The organism is Reichenbachiella carrageenanivorans (genome assembly GCF_025639805.1).
GTDB classification, from domain to species: domain Bacteria; phylum Bacteroidota; class Bacteroidia; order Cytophagales; family Cyclobacteriaceae; genus Reichenbachiella; species Reichenbachiella carrageenanivorans.
In genome coordinates, this window is sequence record NZ_CP106735.1 from 1,049,185 (window position 1) to 1,075,715 (window position 26,531).

The window sequence follows — 26,531 nt, forward strand, 5'->3', positions numbered from 1 at the left end:
AATGAAATTTAATCCTTCACTCCTTGGTGTGATCGTACTGTGCACGATACTACATCAGTCTGGAGTAGCACAAGACCAGTCCGCCACGGTAGCCTTCGACTCCATGGCTTACTATAAAAACACCAGTCATAAGGTAGGAAATATCAATACTGACTCAACCGAATATGCACCATCCATCTCCGCAGATGGCAAAGTGATGATTTTCGAATCCAATAAAACAGGTGCCTACAAACTATACGAAAGTATGCGCGATAACCAGCGGCACTGGGGCGCGCCTATCTCCATCGACAGCATCAACAACTACGGATCTGAGAATGACCTGATCGGCGGGCCTAGTGTGAGTTTTGATGGCAATATGCTCTACTTTTTTAGCTCCTTTTCTGGCGGCATGGGTGCCGACGACATCTACTACGCCACTAGGGAAAGTCATGGCTGGTCTAGCCCTACCAATATAGGCGCGCCTATCAACACCAGTGGGTTCGAAGGGTTTCCTTCAATATCTTCTAATGGCAAGACCCTCTATTTTGTGCGGGTAAATGAGGCTGGCCCTACCGACGAAGAACTCCGTGAGCAAACGCAAGGACAGACCTGCTACTCGATTTACAAATCTGATAAAGACGCCGATGGCAATTGGTCGACCCCTACCATGCTGCCCTATCCGATCAATCAGGACTGTGAAAAAGCGCCCAGAATCATGGCCGATAACCGTACGCTCATTTTTTCATCTAATCGATTAGGAGGCCTTGGGAAGTATGACTTATACCAATCCTACTTGGATGATGCTGGAGACTGGACTACACCCGTACCACTGCAGTATGTAAACTCGGAGCACAACGACCAATTTCCATGTATTGCTGCCCAAGGAGACAAGATGTATTACATCAACTCGAAAGACATCTATCAAGTAGACATTCCACCCAAGTATCAGCAGTTTAGAAACAATGTGATCCAAGGCTATGTGAAAGATGGGAATTCAGAAGAGGGCATCGCTACAGACATCATCGTGCGTGATGCATTTACTTCTGAAGAACTCATGATCCTTTCCAGCAATCCCAACGATGGAAAATTCAGCTTGGTACTGGCAGTAGGAGGTAGCTACAATGTAGAATTTAGGAAAGAAGGCTACACGACCTACTCGGCGCATTACAACCTGACAGAGGTGGACGAATACCGAGAAATAGAATATGATGTGAAGCTGTACCAATCCGCCAAACTACAGCTCAACATCTACGACATTGAGATATTCGAACCTATCGAAGCCTCGATAAAAGTGAAGATAGAAGGCGAACGGAGTATCATGCTCGAAGTAGAAAGCGACCCATCCACAGGGCAGATCGAAATGGACTTGCCTCTGGGCAATGCCTACGAGGTGATCATTGATAAGAAAAATTTTCAAAGCGAATATTTTGTCTTCGATATTTCTGGATTGATGATTTATCCAAAATTTGAAAAGGACATCGAACTGATCCCCAAAAAGAAACAAATTACAATCAACGTTGCCGACCTCAACAATAACGCCAAGGTTCGCTCACGCGTCCGCATCCGCAATCGAAATAGAGACGAGACCATCATCGTAGAAGGCAACGAATCCGTAGGCCTCAGAGTAGGCGACCGCTACGAAATAGAAGCTACTAGTGATCAAGGCTACGCCTTCAACACTACCGTACTCGACATCTCCGACGACACAGAGACTGTAGAGGCACAAGCACCTGTAATAGAAATGAAACTCCAGCCGCTCTTGGTCGGCACTAATTTGACTCTCAAAGAGATTTTGTTTGAATCCAACTCTAATCTACTCACCGAAAACTCCTTTATAGAACTCAACCGAGTAGTAGGACTGATGAAGGACAATCCCACGCTTAAGGTAGAAGTTTCAGCCCACACAGACAATGTTGGCTCGGATGCCTACAACCTGATGCTATCCAAGCGCAGAGCAGAAGAAGTAGGCCTATTTCTGATAGAAAATGATATCCCAAAAGACCGAATGAAGCACGTAGGCTACGGCGAAAGCACGCCCCTAGTGGACAATGACACCGAAGAAGGTCGAGCCAAAAACCGAAGAGTAGTACTCAAAATATTAGCGATCTAATCCATGAAAAAAATACTAATCATATCATCTTTCCTTTCTTTTTGTGCCCTGTTTCTTGTTGAACCAATCAATGCTCAAAAGAAATTGAAATATGAAGACGTGCTGCCCTCCATTCTCAATGGATCTACTGGCAACGGTGTATCTGACCTCAAACTGTTGATAGAAGAGGAGCCTGAAAACCCCAGTATGTACCTTCAGCTGGCTCTACTATATAATAAAAGGTTCGAAGACAGTGATCCTATCACTGGGTATAAAAAAGCCATGGCCAACATTGCACTGGCTAACACCGCCTTGGACAACTGTGAAAAATTTCTCACAGAAAAAGAAGTGAAAAAAAACAAAGAAGAGTATGTGAACTTTGCCATCTACGATGACAAAATGAAATACACCGTATCGATAGATACTATATATACCAAAATTATAAATATACGAACCGAAATGGCGGCATTCGAAAACCATATGCCAGCCATCTATGAAAGCTTTACCAAAAGCTACTCTCATTACGATAAGGCTAACAAAATATTTACTCAACTGATCGGAGATCATGCCACACTCAAGGATCTCTACTTGCTCTATGACGAAAACATGGAGAAAGACTTTATTGATATTAAAGAAAATTACAACCAGTTCTTATCCGCATTTCAAGCCTATCAAGACAGTATAGCGATATACGACATCGGCTATTATCAGCAGTTGGAAATAGACACCATCAACATCTACAAACTCGATGGACTTGCCGTAGAAATTAATTTTCTGGAACATGAAAAGATACCGATCTGGAACTATGCCAAATGGACCGATGAGGTACGGGCTTATATTCAATCACGTATCAGTACTTTACGCCAAATGATGGCCACTAACGAAAAAGCTGCAAATACAAAAATCAAACAAGTAACCACTGACTTCAATAATGGCATAAAAGAACCCTTATCGATAAACAAAGAGTTTCTGTTTACACTTAGAAAATTTGATCTCAACTCCGTGGTAGAACCTTTGTTTTTATACAAAGAGAAAAAATATACGCTTTTGCACAACGAATTGGCAACAGCCCAAATGGAAACATCCACAGACATTGCCCCAGACAGAAAAATATTCAACTACGGCTTGATGCTCAATGCATTTACCAAGTCTGATACTCTCTTGCAGGAAGTGGAGACCCGAAACACAGAAGAGTCTTTTCAAAAGTATAAGCCCTTTCTTACGACCTATTACAAAGGACAATCTGGTATCACCACCCTAGTTTCCACAGCGCGCAAAGAAAACCGTACTCATTTTGATACATACGTCGAAAAAATACAGCACCTCTCTAGGCATCTACTAAACGGTGACTCGACACTAACTACGGTAAAGTATCGTGGTATTGTCATACCAGACTATGTCACTCGTATCACACTCGACTCCATCCACTCTAGCAACAAAATTACTACTCACAAAGTAGTCAATATCGACGGGTCTGCTTACTTGGGCGGAGTATTTCTACACCCTAAGACCAATCTGATTACAACCTTTGCTTGTAGAAAAGAAGCCAATAGTACCATAAGCTGGTACAAGGAACTTAGCATGCAGGTATCTGGAGAAAATGCACATACCCTTCTTACCGCCATGACCAACGGACAAGGCGGCTGTAGCTTGTTGCTCAATGCACACAATCCCATCACCCGAGCACAAATCAACACCCTCTATACCTATAGCGACAATGGCGCTGAACAGCAAGTCAAAAATTTAACGATTAGTGAATTTCCTAGATTCATGGTGTTTGAAGAGCAAACTAACACATTCTTGATTGGATTCAACGGCATAGGACTAGAGGCCAACCGCACAGAAGCAAGCAAAGTGATTTTGGCCAATTACAACGTGGTAGGTGATCTCAAATGGCAATATGCTTTCGAACTAATGGGTGATCTCTCTGGGCTGGTCACATTAGAAGACGGCTACCTACTCTCTGGCAACTATAGTCGAATCAAAGATGAATCAGGCAAGTTTGTCCGAATAGACAATGGTTATGCTGCCTATCTAATGAAGGTGAACAACAGTGGGCAGCTCAGCAAGCAAGTCTTACTACCAAACAGCCTACCCTACATCACCACACATTTGTACAAAGCTGGTGATCACTGCATCAACCTGTTCGGTAGCAAAGATTTGAGTCAACACCAATTTGAAAGCAATTCATCTAATCTTGTACATTTCATCGTAAACCGCCAACTAGATACGGTAAGCAGCTCCATAGATTAGTCCCCTACGATCTAAGATTGGGTAGCTCAATCATCGAGTAACGTCAAGGAATCCGATACATAAAAAAAGAGGCCGTAAATGCGGCCTCTTTTCAATTTAAGCTTTTTGTTTTCTACTAGAAGTAGAAATTAGCAGATACTATACCATTCATGTTTCCGATACCTGCATTGAGGTCATATCCATTAATCGTAGTAGTCGTGTATTCTTTCACGCTACCGGACTGTCCATCCCAAGCTTCCTCGGTGACATAGCTCGTACCAGTGCTTGTATAAGAAACACCCCATGTAAACATCCCTCCAAGAGATATTTTAGGGAATACAAATACTTCTACACCAATAAAGGCTTGAGCGCCAACACCAAAGTTAGAAGTGCCCTTTGTATCAGTGATTCGGTATCCTTCTGATGGAGAAGTTCCTCCTACACCAACTTGTGGAGCATTAAACGTAGGCGACTGATTCGTCTCCGTAATGGCATTTCCATACTCGTACGTGTACTTGGTATTTGAAGCAAAAGAAAAGAATACATCAGCTCCATATACGCCTTGTACACGACCTGTTCCTTTTCGTTTTTCTGCACCCACCAAAAGCGTCACACCAGCTCGGCTATAAGTACGCGTATCTTGCACATACGAATCTGGAGAAGAACCATTATCATCATTCGTTTGATAATAAGCTTTACCATTTGCAAAGTTCAAATTCACACCAGCTCTGTAAGCGAAAGTACCAGAAGTAAAATACTTACCTTGGATCACGGTCTGTGTAGCTGGAGAACCTTTGTATTCCCACCAGTCGCTGTTATTATTAGTCCCTGTAGTGAAAATATTTCCCAAATAGTCCAATGCAGTAGACGCACTAATGCCAATACTCCAATCACCCGCTTGTGGCAATACCTCAACACCTCTTTTGTTCTTAAACGAAGGAGCATCTGCTGTGCCTGTTGCCATCGTTGTTGTCTCGTTGGTTTCTTCCTGTGCATAAGCACATAACGGAAGCACCATCGCTATAAATAATAATTTCTTCAGCATAGTACTAAATTAAAATTCGCTTACAAAAGTGTACTCATAAGATACGTAGGTAGTTTCTCCTTCAAAAGTGTCTACTGTTTCTTCATCCTTTTCGTAGTATCCTGTCTTCGTCTCTAAGCCAGTACCTCCATCAGATACTTGGTATTCTGTTAGAAAATCTTGAGGTTTAATCGTATAAGTAGCTGTTTTTGCAATAGCTGGTACTTCTGCAGTGAAACGTCCTTGATCATTAGTAGTCACTTCTACTGTTTTAGTTACGTCCACGCCATTTGGATTGCCATAAGACACGTCTTCTGAACTATAAGTAATGGTCACTTTTGCTCCACTTGCTGGTACTACATCAGTCCCTGTTTGGTCTTTATTAAATGTTAATTTGCCCTCGATAGTAGCTGTACCTACCACTGTTTCAAAAACACTGTCCTCTGGTGTACTACATCCTGTAGCCAATAGAGATACACATAAAAAAATGTACGATAGTTTCTTCATTATTAATTTAGTTATCGGTTATATTAAAATTGCAACAAATCTATATAAATTTAGATTTAGCGAAGACTACTCAGAAAAAAATCACACACTATTTTTGAATATTGTTTATTCTACACAACGGTATTTGAAGTGAATATGCTGCTTAAAAGTAAAAAAAGGCTATAAACAAGCCTATTTTTTAAAATTTAAGGACGCTGAAAAGACCGTGATTAGAAATTGTTTTCCAGAACACTATTATTTCCGATAAATATCTTTTAATTAGATAAAAAACTCATATAATTTCAAAATATTATTTGGAATAGCGAAAAGAGATGCTCGTAGACATGAATAAAATTTGGCCAGGCGGATTGAGCCTCCTGGCCAAATATATTTCAATTATCGTACGATTTCGAAGCTATGCGTAAGTGTAATATCTGGATGGAGAGACGAAGCTACGCTGCAGTAGTTGTTGACAGCAAGATCTATTACTTTTTCTGCTTCTTTCTCCGTCAGATCAGGAGAAGTAATGATGTATTTGATGTGGATTTTAGTAAACTTCTTAGGGAACGTTTCGGCACGTTCGGCTGTTGTTTCAGATTTTAAATCCACGAAGGTTTTACGCTTCTTTTTGATCATAGACACAATGTCTACCGCCGCGCAACCTGCTACCGCCGACAAGACCAAATCCATAGGAGACTGATCTTTTTTCTCTGCTTGTGGATACATATCCATGGACACCGTATTGCCTGCTTGATTCGTAGCTTCAAACTCGTTGTCCGCTTTATAGTGTAATGTAGATGTCATGCTCATTATTATCAGTTTAGTTACTGTCAAACAAATGTGTCAACACTGATTTGGTCTGCTCTGGTTCCAATCTTGGCCCAAACTGCGAAACTACTTTTGAAGACGCCAAGCTAGCGATCTTGCCTGCTTCAGCATACGAATGACCATTGGTGATGCCAAACATAAAAGCTCCCGCATACATGTCTCCGGCACCATTGGTATCTATAGCATCTACCTGATATGGTTCTATGTCTATAAAAGTGTCTCCATCAAAAATCATCGCACCATTTTTGCCAAGCGTAATCACAAACCGATCAGCTATTTTTTTCAATTCTTCTCTGGCTTCTTTCAAATTGTCTTTTTCAGTATAAAGCATGGCTTCCTCTTCGTTGCAAAACAAAAGATCTACTCCATTGCCTACTACTTCCGCCATTTCATTTCTAAAAAACTTGACCATACTAGGGTCAGAAAATGAAAGGGCCACTTTTACGCCATTGGCTCTAGCCACTTCCATGCCCTTGAGCATGGCCGCTCTCCCAGATGGAGAAGGCACCAAATAGCCCTCAGAATAAATGTATTTCGACGCCTTGATTGCTTCTTCGTCAATTTCGGCTACAGAAAAGTCAGACGTAATCCCCAAAAAGGTATTCATCGTACGTTCGGCATCAGCAGTCACCATCACCAGACATTTGCCCGTGATTCCTTCGGGTGCGGTGGCTGGCGTCAGCTTGGTGTCCACTTGGTTTGCAGCCAAATCCTTCAAATAGAACTGACCAAATTCGTCATTAGACACCTTACAAGAGTAGTAGCATTTGGCTCCCAGTTGGCTCGCCGCTACCACGGTATTGGCCGCAGAGCCTCCGCCTTTCATCATATTTTCGTCGATATCTATAGCACTGATCAACTCTTTTTGGCGATCCTCTTCTACCAAAGTCATCAACCCTTTTTCTACCTGATAATCAGATAAAAACTTATCATCGACCTCAAAGACCAAATCTACCAAGGCATTGCCTATGCCATACACATCGTACTTCTTCATATTTTACTTATTTTTTTAATTACAAGTCGGTTTTGCTTGGCGCAAAGAGAATGAATTTTAGTCTATTGAGACTTATAGTTGTGTCAAAAATCCAACATCATGCGAGGTACTCATACAGCATAGTTTGAAAAGCGTGAAGCCAGAAGACAAAAGTCAGTAGAATTCTGACTCCTGACTTCCGACTCCGAATTAATTGCACAGGAACTTAAAATACTTTTTTTTTGCGCTCTGCCTTCATTATCAGGCAATTATTGAATCAAAAATCAGAGAAACGTGAGCACGGAAAGACAAACCAAAGTATTAGAGGTTTTAAAATCAGCAGAAGTAGGCAACAGCCTGCTCGTGAAAGGATGGGTAAGAACCAAACGACAAAACAAAAATGTAGCGTTCATAGCGCTCAATGACGGTTCGACGATCAATAATTTGCAATTGGTAGCAGACCCAAGTCTCATTACAGAAGACGTATTGAAGAAGGTAACCACGGGTGCTTGTGTAGCTGCCCAAGGCGAAATCGTAGCCTCTCAAGGCTCTGGTCAATCTGTAGAGATGCACGTAAAATCACTCGAAGTACTGGGAGAAGCCGACCCTGAAAAATATCCACTACAACCTAAAAAGCATTCTTTAGAATTTCTCAGAGAGATCGCCTACTTACGTCCACGTACCAACACGTTTGGAGCAGTGTACCGTATTCGCCATGCCATGATTTTTGCCGTGCACAAATTCTTCAACGAGAAAGGATTTTTGAACATCCATACACCTGTCATCACGGCATCGGATGCGGAGGGAGCTGGTGAGACATTCAGAGTGACTACGCTCGACATGGACAACCTGCCCAAAACCGAAGATGGTGCAATCGACTACAAAGAAGACTTTTTCGGCAAAGAAACTAACCTGACCGTATCTGGTCAGCTAGAAGGCGAATTGGCAGCCATGGCACTAGGACAGATCTATACCTTCGGCCCCACGTTTAGAGCCGAAAACTCAAATACCACTCGCCACTTGGCGGAGTTTTGGATGATCGAACCAGAGATGGCTTTTTTCGATGCCGACGACAATGCGGATCTAGCCGAGGAAATGCTCCAATACTTGGTGCAATATGCGCTAGATAACTGTGGCGATGACCTACAGTTTTTGCACGACCGTGAGGTAGAAGAAAACAAAAACAAGAAAGAAACTGAACGCCCAGAGCTGTACTTGCTCGATAGATTGAAATTTGTGGTGGACAACAAGTTTGAGCGCGTCACATATACCGAGGCGATCGACATCTTACGAAACTCGAAGCCAAACAAAAAAAAGAAATTCAAATACTTGATCGACGCTTGGGGCGCAGATTTGCAATCAGAGCACGAGAGATATTTGGTAGAGAAGCATTTCAAAAAACCAGTCATCCTATCGGACTACCCGAAAGACATCAAGGCTTTCTATATGCGGCAAAACGATGACGGAAAAACCGTAGCAGCCATGGACATCCTATTCCCAGGCATAGGCGAAATCATTGGTGGCTCGCAGCGTGAAGAAAGACTAGACAAACTAGAGCAGCGCATGGACGAGATGGGCGTGCCTAAAGACGAACTATGGTGGTACCTAGATACCCGCAAATTTGGCTCGGCGCCTCATAGTGGCTATGGATTGGGCTTCGAAAGAATGATCCTCTTTGTGACGGGCATGACCAACATCAGAGACGTGATCCCTTTCCCTAGAACTCCTGGTAACGCAGAGTTTTAAACTGCTCAAAAACAATTCTTGGCTGCTCCTAACAACAAGCAGCCAAGATTCTTAGTAACTTTAGAAGACATTAAACCCAAAAATCATGTCATTTCTATTCAACGATTTCAAAGGCTGGAAAGCACTTTGTGAAAAAGAGGGCGCACTCCTGTACGAGCCAGTCCTCAACTATGAGATCGAGCAAAAAGGCGCTACTGCAGCAGCCATTTGGTCAGGATTGGCCAGTGCTTATCAAGTCATGAAAGAAGCCGTGGAAACCGGCCTAACTGAAGACATGATTTCACACTCAGGCATGATCAAAAACGGCGCAAAGAAAGTAGCAAAGAACAAAACAGTTGTCTTATCCAGAGAATTTCAAACACTCATTGCTAGTGCCTTGGCAGCCAAAGAAGTCAACTCCTGCATGGGACGTGTAGTGGCAGCACCTACGGCAGGTGCCTCAGGTATTTTACCAGGCGTCCTCACCACTATGCAGTCGATTCATCAAGTAGACGACAAGAAAATCCACGAAGCCTTACTTATCAGTGCTGGCATAGCACTCATCCTAGAGCAAAAAGCCTCATTGGCAGGCGCAGTGGGGGGCTGTCAAGCCGAAACAGGCAGTGCTGCTGCGATGGCGTCGGGCAGTATTGTCTATTGCCTCGGAGGCTCGATAGATCAGGTATTCAATGCGGTAGCCATTACCTTACAATGTATGCTGGGACTGGTCTGCGACCCTGTAGCCGGGCTGGTGGAAGTGCCCTGTGTCGTTCGCAATGCCAGTGCCGCTGCCATAGCCAACTCATCTGCGCAAATCGCTCTATCGGACGTGGACAGTGTGATCCCCGTAGATGAATGCGCTGAGGCCATGGGTGAGGTAGGGCAAAGCATGGAAACTCGCTACAAAGAAACAGCCATGGGAGGGCTAGCCGCCACCAAAACTGGACAAACCATTTCCAAACGAGTATTGATTCAAGATATAGATATGCTCGATGAGGAGTAATCCTACTAGGCTCCTAAAAAAAACGTCAAGCGACTACGATTATTCAGGATATTCGTAGCCGTATAGCTTGGTGATTTTCTTTTTGGGTATTCTTTCTACTTCCATAGAAATATAAATCGCATCTATAGGTTTGTCGCCACGAGCCGTTTCTACTTCGGCGATTTTATCTACTATGTCGAGGCCTTCTACCACTTTGCCAAAGACGGTGTATTCTCCGTCGAGGTGAGGTGCTCCGCCTACTTCGGTATAAAGCTTCAAGCGCTCAGCTGAGATAGACTTCTTCAATTTGATGTTTAGCTCTTTCTCTGCCAAATCCACATATTCTAGCGCCAGCTGGTTCATGGCCTCATAATCTTCTTTCTCTTGCAGTGCGGCAAACTCGTCTTTGATATCCTCATGGCTCGCATATCTCATCAGTTGGCCAATGGCTTGATTGAGCTCACGCTGATCTACCGTAAGCTCTGCTTCAGAAAATGTCTTGCCATGCACCAAGTAAAATTGGCACCAGCTAGACGCCTTTTCAGGGTTCACTCTATCTCCTTGACGAGCCGCTGCCAATGCCCCTTTTTCATGATAAAAACCTTCTACTATTTCTGCAGGAATGGTTTTCGTAGACCTCGTTCCATTTTTTGCATCCACATCGCCACCCTGAATCATAAACTCTTTGATGATGCGGTGAAAAGTGGTGCTATCGTACTGCCCTTCTTCTGCTAGTTTGATGAAATTGGCCTTGTGCTTAGGTGTTTCTTCAAATAAGATCACCTTCATGTCTCCATAAGAAGTTTTGATGGTAATCACTGCGTCTTTCTTATCCTTGGCGCAGGACGACAAAACGATCAGCGTAGTCAATGCAAGTAGGAGGTGTTTTTTCATGGTAATGAGAGATTATTCAGCTTGTTGTTTTCTTATGTCTTCGAGGATTTCTCTGCCGCCATTTTCCAGCACAAAATCCGCTAGGGTTTCCCCCACTTTCTGAGCAGCGTTGGTCGTAGAGCAGCAAGTTTTTTCGATAGTGGTCTGACCATCCAGACTAATAATGCCTCCAGAGAGGGACAGCACCTCGTTTTCGATAGTGGCTAATCCAAATACAGGAATACTGCAACCACCATCCATTTTCTTTAGAAATGCCCGTTCGGCCAGCAAACATTTTTCGCTTGGTTCGTGATTGACAGCCTTGCGGACGAGATCTTTTTTGCTCTGCTCGAGCGACTGGTTTACTTCGATAGCGATACTGCCCTGACCTACGGCAGGCACAAACTGTACAGGGTCAAATTCGTGCACGATCATATCGTCGAATGCCATACGATGAGCGCCAGCATAAGCCAGCCACAGGGCATCGCAAGCACCGTCTTTCATTTTTTGAATACGGGTTTGGAGATTACCTCTTACGGGCACTGTCTTGATGTGTGGGTAGTACTTTTGAAGAAAAGCCAATCGTCTGGTAGACGAAGTGCCCAATACCAAATTTTTTTGTTTTAAATCAATAGACTGATGACTCACCAGTACATCGTGTGATTTTTCACGTTCGCCAAAAGCGATCAGTTCAAATCCTTCTGGCAAAGTAGACTGCATATCTTTGGCGCTGTGCACAGCGATGTCTATACGGCCATCGCGCAGTTGCTCCTCTATTTCTTCGGTGAATACGCCCTTGCTCCCGATCTTAGCAATAGTGACATCCAGTACCTTATCGCCTTTGGTTTCAATAGTGACGATTTCGCTTTCGGCTCCATGTGCTTTGAGCAAATCCTGCACATGATAAGCCTGCCATAATGCGAGCTTGCTACCCCTAGTCCCAATCTTTATACTCATGCTGCGGTCATTATTCTGCCGACAGAAAGCGACAAGTCCAAAAACAATATTTTCACGTTGGCATTGCGCTCTAAGTGATAGTGCGCCTTGCTAAATTCTTCGCTGATCTTTTCTAGCTTTTGTGTGGATAAAGCTTTACCAAATTTCACAGCAAAGTCTTTTTCTTGCTCATTAAGCTTTTCTTTTTCTTCAACCAAATATTCGCTAACCAACGCTTGGCGCATCATATTGAGAGCATATTGCAAAAAAAGCTTTTGCCCTGTTTTGCTCATTTTACTAAATGAATCATTGGTCATATTGAGCGAAGTAAAATCTTTGACCCAACACTGACGCATCCAGTCACGAAACATGACATGTGCATCGTCTTCCGTACTGTCAATATTTTCTACCGCAGCAGCCAAACTGCCCTCTGCCAATGCAGCTATTTTCTTAGCTTTTTCAGGCGCAATGCCTTTCGTCTCTTCCAAATATTGCTGCAGTTCTTCATCAGAAAAAGAGGGTACTTTAAAAAGCTGACAACGAGAAAGGATGGTCGTCAGAAGTTTTTCATACTCACAGGTGACGAGCAGAAACAACGTCTTTTCGGCTGGCTCCTCTAGTATTTTGAGTATGCCATTCGCCGCAGAGACATTCATGTATTCTGGCAGCCATATAATCATTACCTTATATTCAGCTTCAAAGGCCTTCAAAGTCAAGGATTTGATGATGTTTCTGCTTTCTTCTTTGGATATGTTGGCCTGCTTATTTTCAGCGCCATAGCATGCACTCCAGTCTACAAGTGTCCCGTATTTGTTGGCATTCAAAAAAGTTCTCCATTCTTTCAGGTAACTTGAGCTTATCACGTTCTTCCCAGTTACACTTTTGGTAGCGCTCACTGGAAAGACAAATTGCAAATCCGGATGCACAAGTTTATCCGTCTTGGCACACGACTCACACGTGCCACACGAATCGGTGTCTGTAGGTTTTTTACAATTGATATAAGTGGCATATGCCAAAGCCAAAGCCATATTGGCCGAACCTTCTTTCCCATAAAAAAGCTGGGCATGCGCCACGTGATTGCCTTTGATGGCATGAATCAGCTGTGCTTTGGCTGCGCTAAGTCCAGGAATGTCTGCGAATCTCATGACTGATGTTTGATCGAGCGCTCAAAGATAGTTTTTAATATCTTTTCGTCCTCTTCAGTCTGCTCGATATTCTTTCTTGCCCATACTTTTTTGGCTGTTTCTATCGCCTTTTCAAACCGATAGGGCACTAGCTGATCGCTACCTCCCCACGAAAAAGATGGGACAAACGTAGGCGGAAAACCATTGCCAAACACATTAGAACAGACCCCAATAGTCGTGCCTGTGTTAAGTGCCGTATTGATAGCCGTTTTGGAATGATCGCCCATAAATAAACCACAAAATTGCAGCCCTGTTTTAATGAATTGTTGACTTTCAAAGTCCCAAGCCTTTACTTCATCATAGTTGTTTTTTAGATTGGAGTTATTGGTGTCTGCTCCCAGGTTACACCACTCACCTACCACGGCATTGCCTAGATAGCCGTCATGTGCTTTGTTCGAATGGCCATACACGATGGAGTTGGATACTTCTCCTCCTATTTTGCAATTGGAGCCTATGGTTACTCCTTCGCGAATTTTAGCATTCATATTGATCCTAGAGTTTTCACCCAAGGCAAATGGTCCACGAATTGTTGCCCCCTCTTGTATAACGCTATTTTTAGCCAGATAGATCGGCCCTTCTTCGGCATTGAGTATGGCAGCTTTGATATCTACCCCATCCTCCAAAAAGACATTTTCCTTACCATATACGATCGTGTGTGGGTCTGTAATTTCTTGTGACACACGGCCATCTGTAAGTAACTTGAAGTCGGCAGTAAGCTGCTCCTTATTGTGCGTAAACAAATCCCAACTTCGATTGATCACCGTGCAACCCCCATGATAATCGACGGGCTTATAGCCTTGCAAATTTACTGTGGGTTCCTTTGTATCAACCAGCCCTTTAGCAGCTATAAATAAACCCTCTTTTCGAAGAATCTCCTTGTTGTTCAAGCTTTTGATTGCTTCTACCAAACCTGCCTCAGGACAAATAGCGCCATTAATCATCAAGTGAATTTCGCCAGCAGGCATTGGGTATTTACCTACCAATTCGGTAGTAGTCAAAAAATCTATGGGTTGATGAAAGTACTTCTCCCACTTTTCTCGGATGGTAAGTATACCCACCCGCAGATCTGCAACGGGTCTAGTGAGCGTAAATGGGAATAGCTTGATCCTATGCTGAGATAGGTCTGTGAGGGCAATGGTCATGGGCTAGAAATAAAAAAGTCTTCAGGAACAAATATCCTGAAGACTTCAATCTTTTTACCTTAAAGGGGAGATTATTTTTGTCTATATCTCTTGTTGAACTTCTCAACTCTACCAGCAGTATCCACAAATAGTTTCTTGCCTGTGTAGAAAGGGTGCGAAGCAGAACTAACTTCAATCTTGATCACTGGGTATTCGTTTCCGTCTTCCCATTTGATAGTTTCTTCAGAAGTCATTGTTGATTTCGTCATGAATTTAAAATCACTTGACGTATCAAAGAAAATGACATCTCTGTATTCTGGATGAATATCTTTTCTCATGTTTTTATCATTTGTGCCCCATGGTTTTTGCCATAGTGCTTTTCTGTTAAATTTTTCGCCTATTAACGAAAAGGATTGCAAAAGTACGTAAACATCAAGCAATTACAAAACTATTAAATAAAAATGCTTTTGGCTGTTTTTAGTGCTGATAAACAATAATTTAGCATATGCGCCTCTTCTAATTTTACATTCAACAATTTTGGATTGCAAGCAAGCGTGCCAATGAATAAAAACATACTCCTGATCGGGCTCTTATTTGCAGCCTCGTGGGTCTCTGCCCAAAGCATATATGCACCACTCAATGCCGACTATTATCATTTGATAGATCGCGCTGATGTGCTCAACAAATCTTTTAGCGAAAGCCTACACACCAGTTTCAAACCTTACCGTGCCACAGATGTGGTGGCCACGATAGATTCCGCTAAAGATCTCACATCTACTCAGGACATGTTTAATGCAACATATATCAAAACAGACCATTGGGAATATTGGGAAGAGGATTCCGTTTTGAGTAAAAAACCCTTTCTAAAAAAAATCTACCGTACCAAAGCCGACTTTTTGCACGTCAACACCGAAGATTTTACACTTAGGGTCAACCCCATTCTGTATCTGAGTGCTGGCCGAGATAGCAACAGTGGATCTAGTCCATTTATCAATACCAGAGGCGCGCAGATCCGAGGATCGATAGACGGTAAGATCGGCTTTTATTCTTCGATAGAAGAGTCTCAAGCTATCTTTCCAAAATATGTACAAGATTACACCTCTGACCGAGGAGTCGTGCCTAATGAGGCCTTTTGGAAAAAATACGGAGACTATGGGGTAGATTTTTTTACTGCCCGTGGCTATTTCACATTCAATGCCAGCAAGCACATCGGCTTACAGTTTGGTTATGACAAAAATTTTGTGGGTAACGGCTATCGCTCCTTGCTCTTGTCTGACTTTAGTGCACCAAGCACTTTTCTAAAAATTCAGACGAAAATCTGGCGTATCCAGTACACCAATTTATATACTGAGCTAGTAGCCGACGCCCCATACACGTCATTCGGATCGAATGGCACAGATCAGTTTCCCAAAAAATTCTTGACCTCCCACCACCTAAGTATCAACATTACAGACAATTTCAACGTGGGCATATTCGAGGCCATCATCTTCAACCGTGGCGATAGCACAGGGTCAGCTTTTGAGTGGAATTATCTAAACCCTATCATATTCTACCGATCTATCGAGCAATATACTGGTAGCCCCGACAATGCTTTATTTGGGATAGACTGGAAATGGAACATCACGAAAGGCGTTCAGTTTTATGGCCAAGGTCTTCTCGACGAAATGGTGATCAGCGAACTCAAAGCTGGTAATGGCTGGTGGGGCAATAAATACTCGATACAACTAGGCAGCAAGTACTACAATGCTTTTGGAGTACAAAACTTAGATTTACAGGCCGAGTACAACCTGTCTCGACCGTTTACCTATGCACACGAGTCCATATTTACCAACTATGCTCACTACCGTATGCCACTGGCTCACCCGCTTGGTGCCAATTTCAAAGAAGCTATCTTTATTGCTAGGTATCAGCCCTTGCGTCAATTATCCCTTTCGGGAAAATTTATCCTAAGCCAATATGGCACAGACCCTATCAACGAAAACTACGGTGGAGATGTACTGAAAGACTATACTACCAGATCTCAGGAGTATGGAAATGAGATAGGCCAGGGTGTATCGAATGATCAACTTTTCATTGACCTAACTGCCAGTTATATGCTGAAGCATAATTTGTTTGTTGATTTGAAGCATGTGTATCGAGATAGAGCTAGTGCTGATCCGATAGTAAGCTCTACTACAAATTTTACTTCTATTGCCATCCGGCTCAATGTAGCAGCTAGAGATCATAGTTTCTAATATTGGCATCAGCTAAGATTTCTTACGAAAAAAGGAATCATTAAATCCCATGTTGGGAATAATCTTCTACAATTTTTGGGGTTCAAGAGATAAAACACTTTCAAATTCGCTAGAATCAAGTGGCGTGAAATTGGCTTCATTTTTCCATAGTAGCCATTATAAAACCATATACTTATGAAGAAAAGTATTTTACTCATATTAGGCTTGTTGACTACTATACTTATTGGTGCAAGGCTTTATTTACCTACATTCCTTACTCGCTACGTCACACAAGTCGTTCAAGGTATCCCTGGCTATACTGGTGGTGTCGAAAACATAGATGTCCATTTGGTACGAGGAGCTTATTCTATTCATGGATTGCATATTGATAAAGAAGAAAGAGGAGTTGTCCAACATTTTTTTGAAAGTAAGCGCACAGATGTTTCCATCCAATGGAAAGCACTATTCGATGGAGCTATTGTGGGTGAAATAGCATTTGATCAACCCAAGCTCAATATAGTAGCCAAGCAAGAAAAAGAAAGTGACACCCCATCCATGACCCCCGACTGGACCAAACCCATCAAAGAACTAATCCCTTTACAAATCAACCAACTCCGTGTACACCAAGGACAAATCCACTACCTTGATCATTACAGTTCACCCAAGGTTGACATTTATCTAAATCAATTAGATCTTCATGCCTCGAACCTAAGCAATGCTACTGATCAGGCCAACAAATTGCCTGCGCACGTAACTGCTCAAGCCACTTCTATAGGGGGTGGTAGACTAGATATGAGTATGGATATCAATGTGCTGAAGGAGGTGCCTGATTTTGACATGGATCTGATATTCGAAGAGATATCTATGCCTGCATTGAATGATTTTATCAAAGCCTATTCTAAAATAGATGTTGAAGAAGGCCTTTTTAGCCTATACATGGAAGTATCTGCCTTAGATGGCACACTCAATGGATACCTTAAACCAGTAATTGAAGATCTCAAAATCGTGAAATGGAAAGCGGACAAAGACGAGCCACTTAAGCTCATTTGGGAATTGATTGCAAGCGGGATTGTAGAAATATTCGAAAATCAGCCCAATAATCGAACAGCCACAAAAATCCCTATTACTGGGAAGCTCAACAAGGCAAAAGCCAAATATTGGCTCGCTATGGTAAATGTTCTAAAAAATGCATTCATAGAAGCAATAGAAAAAAAGACAGACCAAAGCATCAAAATCAAAACCCAGCCCAATAAAAAAGTGCGTTTATCTTCCTCCTAGAAAACAAACGCACTTCTTTCATCCCATTAAATACTTACTGCTTGCTCTCTGCCAATTCCTTTACCACTTCATGGAAAGGCTTACCTGTAATTTTGCTTTCTAGCCAACTCATAATATCAAAATATAGTAATGGCTTAGATTCAAATTTATCTTCCAAAAGCCCTTGCAAACTTGTTCTCAGTGTAATCAACTCTCCTTTCAAATCCAGCGGCATAATATCCTCCGTCTTCTTTAGAAACTGTAAGATGATATGGTGAAATTGTCCCAAAATGTTTCGTTGACGCAAATACACAAACGCTCGATTTCTCATCGTTTTCAAATGATCCAAATCGCGCATGTCATACAGCACAATCAGATACAAGATGTATGCAAAACTCTTCAAGTCCTCACGCAACTGATCGTTTTTGTTGTCGATCACACGATCAAGGTACTCCAAACTCTTTTCGTACTTACCCAACCCAAAATACAAAATAGCAGACTTGTAAAATACCACCAGCTGGTTGTTGCTATCGATGTACTCGATGGACTCTTCCAGTTTGGCAAGGTATCGCTCCAGCCTCGGCCCATATTGCTTAAAGTCTCCCTCCAAAAAACACTTGTTGAGCGTCTGAATAGTCAGACAACGTACCAAGAGCTGTTTGCTGTCACTATCGATCGCTTTCGCATACAGTTTTTCAAATTCGAGCAGTTCTTCGTAGTAAATAGAAAACCTATCCACATCATTAATTCTAAAGAGCGACTGTAGTAGTCGGTTGAGTCCTCTCAAAAACTCAGCATGACGCAAATGCGTCAAATTATTTTCTTTGAATATACTTACCCAAATTTCTGTGTACTTCACACAAGACGTAAAGTCCTGCGTAATGTAAGAAAACCAATAGTACGCACGGCACATATTGTACTGCTCACTAAAAGACAGATGTGTCTTGTCGTGCTCAGGCAAATTGGCATAAAAGATCTTGTTGATTTTTTCCAACTCATCCTCGTTTCGAGCCATACCACTTCTTAGAAAGTGGGCTTTCATCCGAAGAGCCAGAGAAAAGAATGCCTGCGCCACATTGATTTTTCGCAAAAGACTTTTAGTGTCTTTATCCAGTTTCAAACAGGTCGTTTGATCCAATGATAGCATTTGTTGATTCTCAATATTTTTTTCATAATTGAGCAAGGCCAATTTAAAGATGTTCTTTTTATAGTTATTGGCAATCACCTTGGTTTTAGTGAGCATTTTCATACTCTGCTCGTACAGCCCTTTCTTAAACAGAAGACGGACATAATCGAGATTTTCGCGAAGTGAGATGTCTACATCCGTTTTGATCTGACTCTGTCGAAGCACCATTAGCACTTGTTTGAAGAGGTGAGCTTTCATATTTGCCAGTTGAGCACTTTTCAACCCTGGGATCTTTTTAAAGATTTGCTCCTCATTATATACCTCCATAGCCTCGAGTACATCGAAGAGCTGGACGAATTTGGCTTCTGTAGGGTCACTGACCTTGCCGGCGTATAATTTGAAACTTCGCTTCTCAGACTTGGTTAAAGCATGAATCAACTGAAAAAGTGGCTGTGCATTTGAAGTTTTGGCCATTGTATTTTCTAATTGTATAAATATTTGATAATCAATTCATTAATCATAATTGGGTACATGTTGAACTTCATATCATTTCTTGAATCTTATGTTTTGCAATATATAAAAAATATACTTTTACTCCTCAAAATTGGAGAACCTCTTAGTTTGCAACCCAAGCAACAATACCCCAAAATGAAAGAGGTTGTCCATGTAAGCATTTGATTATATGGAAAATTACGAGAAAACAACGGGATTATACTCCCCGGAATTTGAAAGAGATTCGTGCGGGATTGGCTTCATAGCTCAAATCAAAAATGTACCCTCTCATCAAATCGTGCAGGACGGCCTGACAATGCTTCAGAAAATGGAGCACAGAGGAGGAGTGGCCGCCGATGGGGAAACTGGCGACGGAGCAGGTGTATTAACCCAATTGCCATACGACTTCTTCAAAGAAGTAGCAACAGAAAACAACATTACATTGCCTCCTAAAAGCCAATATGGAGTTGGCGTTTTGTTTGTCCCAAAAGGACACGACAAAAAAGGCATCTTAGACATAGTAGAGTCAGCACTAGAAACGCTACAATTCGACAATATCTGGCTGAGAAGAGTGCCTGTAGATTCTAAGAAAATCGGAAAAATAGCTAAGCAATCTGAGCCCTCTATCTATCACCTATTTGTAAAGAAAGGGCAGTACGAAGGCAAAGAGCTCAACAGAAAATTATACGTACTCAGAAAGCATATCGAACATCAAGTAAGAGAAACTTACCCAGTGTCTGATTTTTACATTGCTTCTTTCTCTTGCTCTACCATTACCTATAAAGGTGAGTTGAGAACTTGGCAAGTAAACCAGTACTACACCGATCTGAACGACGAAAGGTACACCTCAGCTACAGCGATGGTTCACTCTCGTTTTTCTACCAATACCTTCCCTGAATGGAGATTGGCTCAGCCTTTCCGTTTCCTTGCTCACAATGGTGAGATCAATACCATTAAAGGAAACATCAACAAAATGGTATCGAGAGAGGCATTATTGACTTCTACAGATTTCACCGAAGAAGAAATCGCAGTACTGACTCCTATTTGTAATTCACAATTTTCAGATTCAGCGAATTTAGATGGCATCTTGGAGCTACTTATCATGGGAGGCAGAAGCCTTCAGCACACCATGGCAATGCTCGTGCCAGAAGCCTGGCAAGAAGAAACTGAAATCAGCCCTGAAAAAAGAGCTTTCTACGAGTTTCATTCTACCATTTTCGAGCCTTGGGACGGACCCGCTTCGTTGGTTTATACGGATGGATACACCATTGGAGCCAGCCTAGATAGAAACGGACTGAGACCTTCGAGGATCATCGCCACAAAAGATGATCGTTTGGTATTGAGTTCTGAAGTAGGTGCGGTGTATATCGAGCCAGAGCTAATAAAGAAAAATGAAAGATTAGGCCCAGGTCAGATGATCATGGTAGACCTAACTACGGGTACTATCTCATACGATCAAGAAATAAAGGACAAATTAGCTAAAGATCAGCCCTATCAAGAATGGGTGGAAAAAAACCTCATTCACTTAGTTGATTTCATCAAAGAAAAACCATTAGAGCAAAGCATCCAAGCAGATGATTTGCTACAAAAGCAAATTGCCAACGGGTTCACCCAAGAGGACATTAAATTTATCTTGGAGCCAATGATCAAGAACGGTACCGAACCGTTAGGCTCTATGGGTAATGACACCGCACTTGCTGTATTCAGAGAAACACCAACACACCTATCACAATATGTAAAGCAAATCTTTGCTCAGGTAAGTAACCCTCCTATTGACCCAATCAGAGAAAGATCAGTGATGTCACTGATCAATTACCTAGGCAATAGTGAAAACATATTGGAGCACAAAGCGGCTCATGCACTGAAAATAAGAATCGAAAATCCATTGTTGTCTGCACACGAATTCGACTTTGTCAAAAACGTGAAATTCAATGGATTTACTTCTGAAGTGCTCGACGCTACATACGATCCTAAAACAATCCACCTTCAGGAAGCCTTGAAGCAATTTTCTAAGAAAGCAGCCAAGGCAGTAGAAGCAGGTGTCAATATTTTGATCTTGTCGAACCGAGAAGTGACTAAAGATCGTGTCCGTATCCCAAGTTTGTTGGCCACTGGCGCTGTACACCAGCACTTACTAAAGAAAAAACTAAGAGCTAAGACTAGCTTGGTTATCGAAGGTGGAGACATTGTAGAAACACACCATATCGCTACACTCGTAGGTTTTGGTGCTACTGCTGTCTACCCTTATCTGACAGTAGAAACCATTCTACACCACGGTACTTCTTTGGAACAAGACGGCAACCAGCTCTTCGAACAATACAGAAAATCGATTGGCTACGGATTAAGAAAGATTCTTTCTAAGATGGGTATTTCAACGATTCAGTCCTACGAATCGGCTCAAATATTCGAAATCATTGGTCTAGATCTAGAAGTGACAGATTTGTGCTTCAGAGGCACTCCTTCTAGAATTTCAGGCAAAGGATTTGAACAAATCGAAGAAGAAATTCTTGAAAACCACGCAGCAGCTTTCGTTCCGAAAAACGAAAAATCGGATCTTGAGACAGGCGGATTATACCAATGGAAAAGAGATGGTGTACGTCACCTATTCACTCCTGAAGTTATCCATGCCTTACAGAAATCAACGAGAAGCGGCAACTACGAGCTCTTTAAAACTTACTCTAAGGCCATCAACGATCAATCAGAGAAAAACATCACTTTGAGAAGTATGTTTGATTTCAACTCCAAAGGCGCTATTCCTTTGGATGAGGTAGAACCTGTCACCGAAATCGTAAAAAGATTTGCCACTGGAGCTATGTCTTTTGGATCTATTTCTGAAGAAGCACACACCACTATTGCCAAAGCGATGAACCTCATAGGAGGTAAATCTAACAGTGGAGAAGGTGGAGAAGATGCCATCAGATATACACCAAATCCAGATGGTACATTGTCTAGATCTGCCATCAAGCAAGTAGCTTCTGGTCGATTTGGTGTTACGGCTCACTATTTGGTAAATGCAGACGAAATTCAAATTAAAATTGCTCAAGGTGCTAAACCAGGGGAAGGTGGTCAATTGCCAGGTAAAAAGGTAGATGAGACCATCGGAAGAATCAGACACTCCACTCCAGGCGTATCGCTTATCTCTCCTCCTCCTCACCACGACATTTACTCTATCGAGGATTTGGCACAATTGATCTACGATCTCAAAAACACCAACGAAAAAGCTGATATCAATGTGAAGTTGGTAGCAGAAGCTGGTGTAGGTACAATCGCAGCAGGTGTAGCCAAAGCGAAAGCTGACAATATATTGATAGCAGGACACGATGGAGGCACAGGAGCTTCTCCGATCAGTTCGGTACATCACGCAGGTATTCCTTGGGAAATCGGATTGGCAGAAACGCACCAGACCCTAGAAAAAAACGACTTGCGTAAAAAAGTAAAACTTCAGGCTGACGGTCAATTACGTACAGGTCGAGACTTAGCCATTGCAGCAATACTTGGCGCAGAAGAATGGGGTGTTTCTACCGCTGTACTCGTAGTAGAAGGCTGTATCATGATGAGAAAGTGTCATTTAAACACATGTCCAGTAGGTGTAGCTACTCAAAACCCTGAGTTAAGAAAACTATTCTCAGGCAAAGTAGAACATATCGTAAACTTCTTCCATTTCTTAGGAGAGGAGCTTCGCGAAATCATGGCCGAATTAGGAGTGAAAACAGTAGCAGAACTAGTAGGTCGTACGGATTTGTTGAAATTCGATAGAAAGAAAGCTACTGCACACGCTGGAAACATAGATCTTGAAGCATTGCTTCAGAACCCGTTCAAACCAAAAGATCACCTGTCTTGCAAGCTTGAAAATCAAGATCATGAATTGACTAAAATACTGGATCGCACCTTAATCAAAGAAGCTCAACCAGCTTTGACTAAGAAAGAAAAAGTAAAAATAGACCTGCCTATCAATAGCCAAAACAGAACTACAGGAGCTATGCTTTCTGGAGAACTGGCTAAAACTCACGGACCAGAAGGACTAGAAAGAAACACCATCAAAGTGAAGTTCACTGGATCCGCTGGACAAAGTTTTGCAGCCTTCTTGGCCAACGGCATCACTTTCACCCTAGAAGGAGAAGCCAATGATTATGTAGGCAAAGGCTTGTCAGGAGGAAAAGTAGTATGCTATCCACACAAAGCTTCGGACATCGTGGCTGAAGACAATATCCTTGTCGGAAACGTTTGCCTCTATGGCGCCACCTCTGGTGAGCTATATGTAAATGGCAAAGCAGGTGAACGATTTGCAGTGAGAAACTCAGGTGCACAAGCCGTCACTGAAGGTCTTGGAGATCACGGATGTGAATACATGACTGGCGGACGAGTAATCGTACTCGGCGAAACTGGCAAAAACTTCGCAGCAGGAATGAGCGGTGGTATCGCTTACATCTATGTAGACAACTTCGACTTTGCGTCGAAATGCAACATGGAACTAGTAGAACTAGAGTCGCCAAACGAAGAAGATTTTGATTACCTATTCAATCAAATCAACAAGCACTCGAGATACACGCAGAGCAACAAGGCATTAAACATCCTCGAACAGTGGGAAAATGCCAAAAACAAGTTTGTGAAGGTGATACCTACTGAATACAAGCAAATATTGGAAAAGCAAAAATTAGAAAAAGAAAAGATCGCTTAATATGGGACAGGTAGATGGATTTTTGACTTATAAAAGACACAGCCTCGCATACGAGGAAGTGGACGAAAGAACGAAGCATTACAAGGAATTTGTAAAGCCTGTTTCAGAAAAAGAAACCAATGAGCAAGCAGCTCGATGTATGGATTGTGGAATTCCGTTTTGCCATAGCGGTTGCCCGCTAGGCAATAAAATTCCTGATTTCAACGATGCCGTATATAGAAACGAATTCAAAGAAGCATGGGACATACTAAAAAGCACCAACAACTTCCCTGAATTTACAGGCCGAATTTGCCCTGCACCATGCGAAGGCTCTTGTGTACTCGGCATACACAACGACCCTGTGAGCATAGAGCATATCGAGAAGACCATAGCCGAGGAGGCTTTTGCGCAAGGTTGGGAAACCTCTCACAATGTAATGATCAAGTCAGGCAAGTCTGTAGCTGTAATCGGCTCAGGACCTGCAGGGCTGGCAGCAGCTGATCAGCTCTGCAAACAAGGACATGACGTTACGGTATTCGAAAGAGATACACAGCCAGGAGGCTTGTTGAGATTCGGCATTCCTGATTTCAAATTAGAAAAAACGGTAGTCGAAAGACGAGTAAATCTAATGAAAGAATCTGGCGTCAAATTCGAGTGCGGCGTAGAAATCGGCAAAGACATTACCGCCAAGGAAATCGAAACAAAATTTGATGCTATCGCGATCTGTACTGGTAGTACCATTGCCCGTGATCTTCCTATTCCAGGTAGGGATCTCAACGGCATACACTTGGCCATGAAGTTTTTGAAAAATTCAAACAAGGTAGTATCTGGCGAAGACGCTGAAATCGTACCTGAGATGAATGCCAAAAACAAACATGTGATCGTAATCGGTGGAGGAGACACTGGCTCTGATTGCGTGGGCACTTCTATCCGTCAGGATGCGGCTAGCGTGACTCAGATCGAACTACTCGACAGACCATCAGAATCTCGAACCGAAGACAACCCATGGCCAGAATGGCCAATGGTATTGAGAACTTCTACTTCTCAAAAAGAAGGATGTGAAAGAAACTGGTCTGTGCTTACCAAAGAATTTGTAGGCAATGACAAAGGAGAAGTCACAGGCCTCAGAGTAGTAGACGTAGAGTGGGTAGACAAAGCCACTTTCAAGTTTGAAGAAATAGCTGGTACTGAAAGGGTATTGCCTTGCGAAAGAGCATTTTTGGCCATTGGTTTTATGCATCCTCAAAAAGAAGGCTTGCTAGAACAATTGGGCATCGACACGGATCAACGTGGTAATATCAAAGACAGTATGTACCGTACAAATAAAGAAAATATATTTGCAGCTGGCGATTGTCGTAGAGGCCAGTCCCTAGTGGTGTGGGCCATCAGTGAAGGCCGCAAAGCAGCATATTCAGTCAACAAGTTCTTAACCACATAAAAATGATAAACTTCAATAGAATGCTAAGTAGTTTTCTCATATAGGAGTTGGTAAGGGCTTCAATCTATCCGGAAGTCATTTGTTGGATAAAACCTCGGTACCTATTGGTTTGGTATCGAGGTTTTTGTTTTTAGATTTATAAGTAGATTTGACACACCCCCTCACACAAAAGCAATTAACCCATGATCTATTTAGTGGCACTCATTTTCCCTTGGTTAGCTTTTATACTCAAAGGAAACCTTGGCCTTGGCCTATTCTGTCTTTTTTTACAAATCACCATCATTGGTTGGCTTCCAGCTACAATATGGGCCATCGTTTATATAAACAACCAGAAAGCAGATGAGCGCAATGAAAAAATAGTGAATGCAATCAAAAACACATCGAAACGTTGATTCTCATTTGGTATGAATGACCTAGTAACTCGAATCAAAACCAGGTGCTATGATCCACATGGCTTGACTATGGCTAATTATACAGACGAAGCAGAAAGCCAAACCTATGGCGCCTGTACGTTCGAAATCCATGACAAAAAATGTGTGTCCCGAAATGCCAAAATTACCCCTACTAAGACGGGACAATTTGTGACCCTTTGGAAAAGAACCCATACAGGCATCACCGCTCCTTTTGATTCATCCGACACCATAGACTTGGTTATTATCCATATCCAAGACGGCGATCGATTAGGCCTATTTATTTTCCCTCAAGCACTACTTATTGAAAAGAAAATTATTTCTACCGCAAAAAAAGAAGGCAAGAGAGGCTTTCGTATATATCCTCCTTGGGATCGACCCACAAGTAGACAAGCTCTCAAAACCCAAGATTGGCAGCAGTTCCATTTTATAGACCTAACCAAGGCAGGGTCTATCAATTCGAGTAAAATAAAAAGTTTTCTCTAAGCTCAAACCCATCTGATCTT

20 protein-coding genes are annotated in these 26,531 nt (G+C 42.3%); 10 read left to right on the forward strand and 10 right to left on the reverse strand.

Annotated features, from left to right (window positions below; translation table 11 throughout):
* The first annotated feature begins 1 nt into the window (after position 1).
* Both N7E81_RS04125 and N7E81_RS04130 read left to right on the forward strand, forming a co-directional pair.
* Positions 2-2,089, forward strand: a complete 2,088-nt coding sequence (locus tag N7E81_RS04125) for an OmpA family protein (RefSeq protein WP_263052016.1) — start codon at positions 2-4, stop codon at positions 2,087-2,089.
* A gap of 3 nt (positions 2,090-2,092) precedes the next feature.
* Positions 2,093-4,321 carry a hypothetical protein gene (locus N7E81_RS04130; protein WP_263052017.1) on the forward strand — a complete coding sequence of 743 codons (2,229 nt, stop codon included), beginning with the start codon at positions 2,093-2,095 and terminating at the stop codon, positions 4,319-4,321.
* A 115-nt stretch (positions 4,322-4,436) separates the two neighbouring features.
* Here N7E81_RS04130 and N7E81_RS04135 read toward each other — a convergent pair whose 3' ends face one another.
* The 4 genes from N7E81_RS04135 to N7E81_RS04150 form a co-directional block, all read right to left on the reverse strand.
* Entirely contained in the window at positions 4,437-5,345 is a 909-nt protein-coding gene (locus N7E81_RS04135) for a hypothetical protein (RefSeq protein ID WP_263052018.1), read from the reverse strand.
* A 9-nt stretch (positions 5,346-5,354) separates the two neighbouring features.
* Positions 5,355-5,831: a hypothetical protein gene (locus N7E81_RS04140; RefSeq protein ID WP_263052019.1), complete on the reverse strand. Its 477-nt coding sequence runs from the start codon at positions 5,829-5,831 to the stop codon at positions 5,355-5,357.
* A 375-nt stretch (positions 5,832-6,206) separates the two neighbouring features.
* On the reverse strand, positions 6,207-6,620 hold the full coding sequence (locus N7E81_RS04145; RefSeq protein WP_263052020.1) for an OsmC family protein: 414 nt from the start codon (positions 6,618-6,620) through the stop codon (positions 6,207-6,209).
* Between the two features lie 10 nt (positions 6,621-6,630).
* On the reverse strand, positions 6,631-7,632 hold the full coding sequence (locus N7E81_RS04150; RefSeq protein WP_263052021.1) for an adenosine kinase: 1,002 nt from the start codon (positions 7,630-7,632) through the stop codon (positions 6,631-6,633).
* A gap of 273 nt (positions 7,633-7,905) precedes the next feature.
* Here N7E81_RS04150 and asnS point away from each other — a divergent pair, with 273 nt between their 5' ends.
* Both asnS and sdaAA read left to right on the forward strand, forming a co-directional pair.
* The gene (gene asnS, locus N7E81_RS04155; protein ID WP_263052022.1) at positions 7,906-9,357 is read left to right on the forward strand and encodes an asparagine--tRNA ligase; all 1,452 of its coding nucleotides are present in this window, start codon (positions 7,906-7,908) and stop codon (positions 9,355-9,357) included.
* A gap of 85 nt (positions 9,358-9,442) precedes the next feature.
* The gene (sdaAA, locus tag N7E81_RS04160) at positions 9,443-10,339 is read left to right on the forward strand and encodes an L-serine ammonia-lyase, iron-sulfur-dependent, subunit alpha (protein ID WP_263052023.1); all 897 of its coding nucleotides are present in this window, start codon (positions 9,443-9,445) and stop codon (positions 10,337-10,339) included.
* 39 nt (positions 10,340-10,378) lie between these two features.
* On the opposite strand, the gene N7E81_RS04165 is transcribed toward sdaAA, so the two are convergent.
* The 5 genes from N7E81_RS04165 to N7E81_RS04185 all read right to left on the reverse strand — a co-directional run bounded on the left by N7E81_RS04165 (position 10,379) and on the right by N7E81_RS04185 (position 14,770).
* The gene (locus tag N7E81_RS04165) at positions 10,379-11,212 is read right to left on the reverse strand and encodes a peptidylprolyl isomerase (protein ID WP_263052024.1); all 834 of its coding nucleotides are present in this window, start codon (positions 11,210-11,212) and stop codon (positions 10,379-10,381) included.
* 12 nt (positions 11,213-11,224) lie between these two features.
* Positions 11,225-12,148 (reverse strand): hydroxymethylbilane synthase, encoded by a 924-nt coding sequence (gene hemC, locus N7E81_RS04170; RefSeq protein ID WP_263052025.1) that lies wholly within the window; start codon positions 12,146-12,148, stop codon positions 11,225-11,227.
* A complete protein-coding gene (locus tag N7E81_RS04175; protein WP_263052026.1) occupies positions 12,145-13,272 on the reverse strand; it encodes a DNA polymerase III subunit in 1,128 nt (375 codons plus the stop codon). The genes hemC and N7E81_RS04175 overlap by 4 nt, the downstream gene beginning before the upstream one ends.
* Positions 13,269-14,453 (reverse strand): GlmU family protein, encoded by a 1,185-nt coding sequence (locus N7E81_RS04180; RefSeq protein WP_263052027.1) that lies wholly within the window; start codon positions 14,451-14,453, stop codon positions 13,269-13,271. Before N7E81_RS04180 ends, N7E81_RS04175 begins: the two co-directional genes overlap by 4 nt.
* Positions 14,454-14,524: 71 nt before the next feature.
* Positions 14,525-14,770, reverse strand: coding sequence for a type B 50S ribosomal protein L31 (locus N7E81_RS04185; protein ID WP_263052028.1), 246 nt, complete (start codon positions 14,768-14,770; stop codon positions 14,525-14,527).
* Positions 14,771-14,992: 222 nt separating this feature from the next.
* On the opposite strand from N7E81_RS04185, the gene N7E81_RS04190 reads away from it, so the two are divergent.
* Positions 14,993-16,666 carry a capsule assembly Wzi family protein gene (locus tag N7E81_RS04190; protein ID WP_263052029.1) on the forward strand — a complete coding sequence of 558 codons (1,674 nt, stop codon included), beginning with the start codon at positions 14,993-14,995 and terminating at the stop codon, positions 16,664-16,666.
* Between the two features lie 174 nt (positions 16,667-16,840).
* A complete protein-coding gene (locus N7E81_RS04195; RefSeq protein WP_263052030.1) occupies positions 16,841-17,923 on the forward strand; it encodes a DUF748 domain-containing protein in 1,083 nt (360 codons plus the stop codon).
* 34 nt (positions 17,924-17,957) lie between these two features.
* Here the strand turns inward: N7E81_RS04195 and N7E81_RS04200 are convergent, their stop codons facing one another.
* Entirely contained in the window at positions 17,958-19,502 is a 1,545-nt protein-coding gene (locus N7E81_RS04200; protein ID WP_263052031.1) for a hypothetical protein, read from the reverse strand.
* A gap of 208 nt (positions 19,503-19,710) precedes the next feature.
* Between N7E81_RS04200 and gltB the strand changes: the two genes are divergently transcribed.
* The 4 genes from gltB to N7E81_RS04215 all read left to right on the forward strand — a co-directional run bounded on the left by gltB (position 19,711) and on the right by N7E81_RS04215 (position 26,511).
* Positions 19,711-24,198 (forward strand): glutamate synthase large subunit, encoded by a 4,488-nt coding sequence (gltB, locus tag N7E81_RS04205; protein WP_263052032.1) that lies wholly within the window; start codon positions 19,711-19,713, stop codon positions 24,196-24,198.
* Position 24,199: 1 nt separating this feature from the next.
* Positions 24,200-25,615: a glutamate synthase subunit beta gene (locus tag N7E81_RS04210; RefSeq protein WP_263052033.1), complete on the forward strand. Its 1,416-nt coding sequence runs from the start codon at positions 24,200-24,202 to the stop codon at positions 25,613-25,615.
* Positions 25,616-25,797: 182 nt separating this feature from the next.
* Positions 25,798-26,007 carry a YqaE/Pmp3 family membrane protein gene (locus N7E81_RS19470; protein ID WP_407692708.1) on the forward strand — a complete coding sequence of 70 codons (210 nt, stop codon included), beginning with the start codon at positions 25,798-25,800 and terminating at the stop codon, positions 26,005-26,007.
* Between the two features lie 12 nt (positions 26,008-26,019).
* A complete protein-coding gene (locus N7E81_RS04215) occupies positions 26,020-26,511 on the forward strand; it encodes a MepB family protein (protein ID WP_263052034.1) in 492 nt (163 codons plus the stop codon).
* Positions 26,512-26,531: the final 20 nt, after the last annotated feature.

Excerpts from the sequence above, each read along its gene's own strand:
- N7E81_RS04140 (WP_263052019.1), bottom strand. The coding sequence starts at position 5,831 with ATGAAGAAACTATCGTACATTTTTTTATGTGTATCTCTATTGGCTACA.
- gltB (WP_263052032.1), top strand. The coding sequence starts at position 19,711 with ATGGAAAATTACGAGAAAACAACGGGATTATACTCCCCGGAATTTGAA.
- N7E81_RS04210 (WP_263052033.1), top strand. The coding sequence starts at position 24,200 with ATGGGACAGGTAGATGGATTTTTGACTTATAAAAGACACAGCCTCGCA.
- N7E81_RS04190 (WP_263052029.1), top strand. The coding sequence starts at position 14,993 with ATGAATAAAAACATACTCCTGATCGGGCTCTTATTTGCAGCCTCGTGG.
- hemC (WP_263052025.1), bottom strand. The coding sequence starts at position 12,148 with ATGAGTATAAAGATTGGGACTAGGGGTAGCAAGCTCGCATTATGGCAG.
- N7E81_RS04145 (WP_263052020.1), bottom strand. The coding sequence starts at position 6,620 with ATGAGCATGACATCTACATTACACTATAAAGCGGACAACGAGTTTGAA.
- N7E81_RS04175 (WP_263052026.1), bottom strand. The coding sequence starts at position 13,272 with ATGAGATTCGCAGACATTCCTGGACTTAGCGCAGCCAAAGCACAGCTG.
- N7E81_RS04195 (WP_263052030.1), top strand. The coding sequence starts at position 16,841 with ATGAAGAAAAGTATTTTACTCATATTAGGCTTGTTGACTACTATACTT.
- N7E81_RS04150 (WP_263052021.1), bottom strand. The coding sequence starts at position 7,632 with ATGAAGAAGTACGATGTGTATGGCATAGGCAATGCCTTGGTAGATTTG.
- N7E81_RS04185 (WP_263052028.1), bottom strand. The coding sequence starts at position 14,770 with ATGAGAAAAGATATTCATCCAGAATACAGAGATGTCATTTTCTTTGAT.
- N7E81_RS19470 (WP_407692708.1), top strand. The coding sequence starts at position 25,798 with ATGATCTATTTAGTGGCACTCATTTTCCCTTGGTTAGCTTTTATACTC.
- N7E81_RS04130 (WP_263052017.1), top strand. The coding sequence starts at position 2,093 with ATGAAAAAAATACTAATCATATCATCTTTCCTTTCTTTTTGTGCCCTG.
- N7E81_RS04200 (WP_263052031.1), bottom strand. The coding sequence starts at position 19,502 with ATGGCCAAAACTTCAAATGCACAGCCACTTTTTCAGTTGATTCATGCT.
- N7E81_RS04135 (WP_263052018.1), bottom strand. The coding sequence starts at position 5,345 with ATGCTGAAGAAATTATTATTTATAGCGATGGTGCTTCCGTTATGTGCT.
- N7E81_RS04180 (WP_263052027.1), bottom strand. The coding sequence starts at position 14,453 with ATGACCATTGCCCTCACAGACCTATCTCAGCATAGGATCAAGCTATTC.
- N7E81_RS04215 (WP_263052034.1), top strand. The coding sequence starts at position 26,020 with ATGAATGACCTAGTAACTCGAATCAAAACCAGGTGCTATGATCCACAT.
- N7E81_RS04125 (WP_263052016.1), top strand. The coding sequence starts at position 2 with ATGAAATTTAATCCTTCACTCCTTGGTGTGATCGTACTGTGCACGATA.
- N7E81_RS04165 (WP_263052024.1), bottom strand. The coding sequence starts at position 11,212 with ATGAAAAAACACCTCCTACTTGCATTGACTACGCTGATCGTTTTGTCG.
- sdaAA (WP_263052023.1), top strand. The coding sequence starts at position 9,443 with ATGTCATTTCTATTCAACGATTTCAAAGGCTGGAAAGCACTTTGTGAA.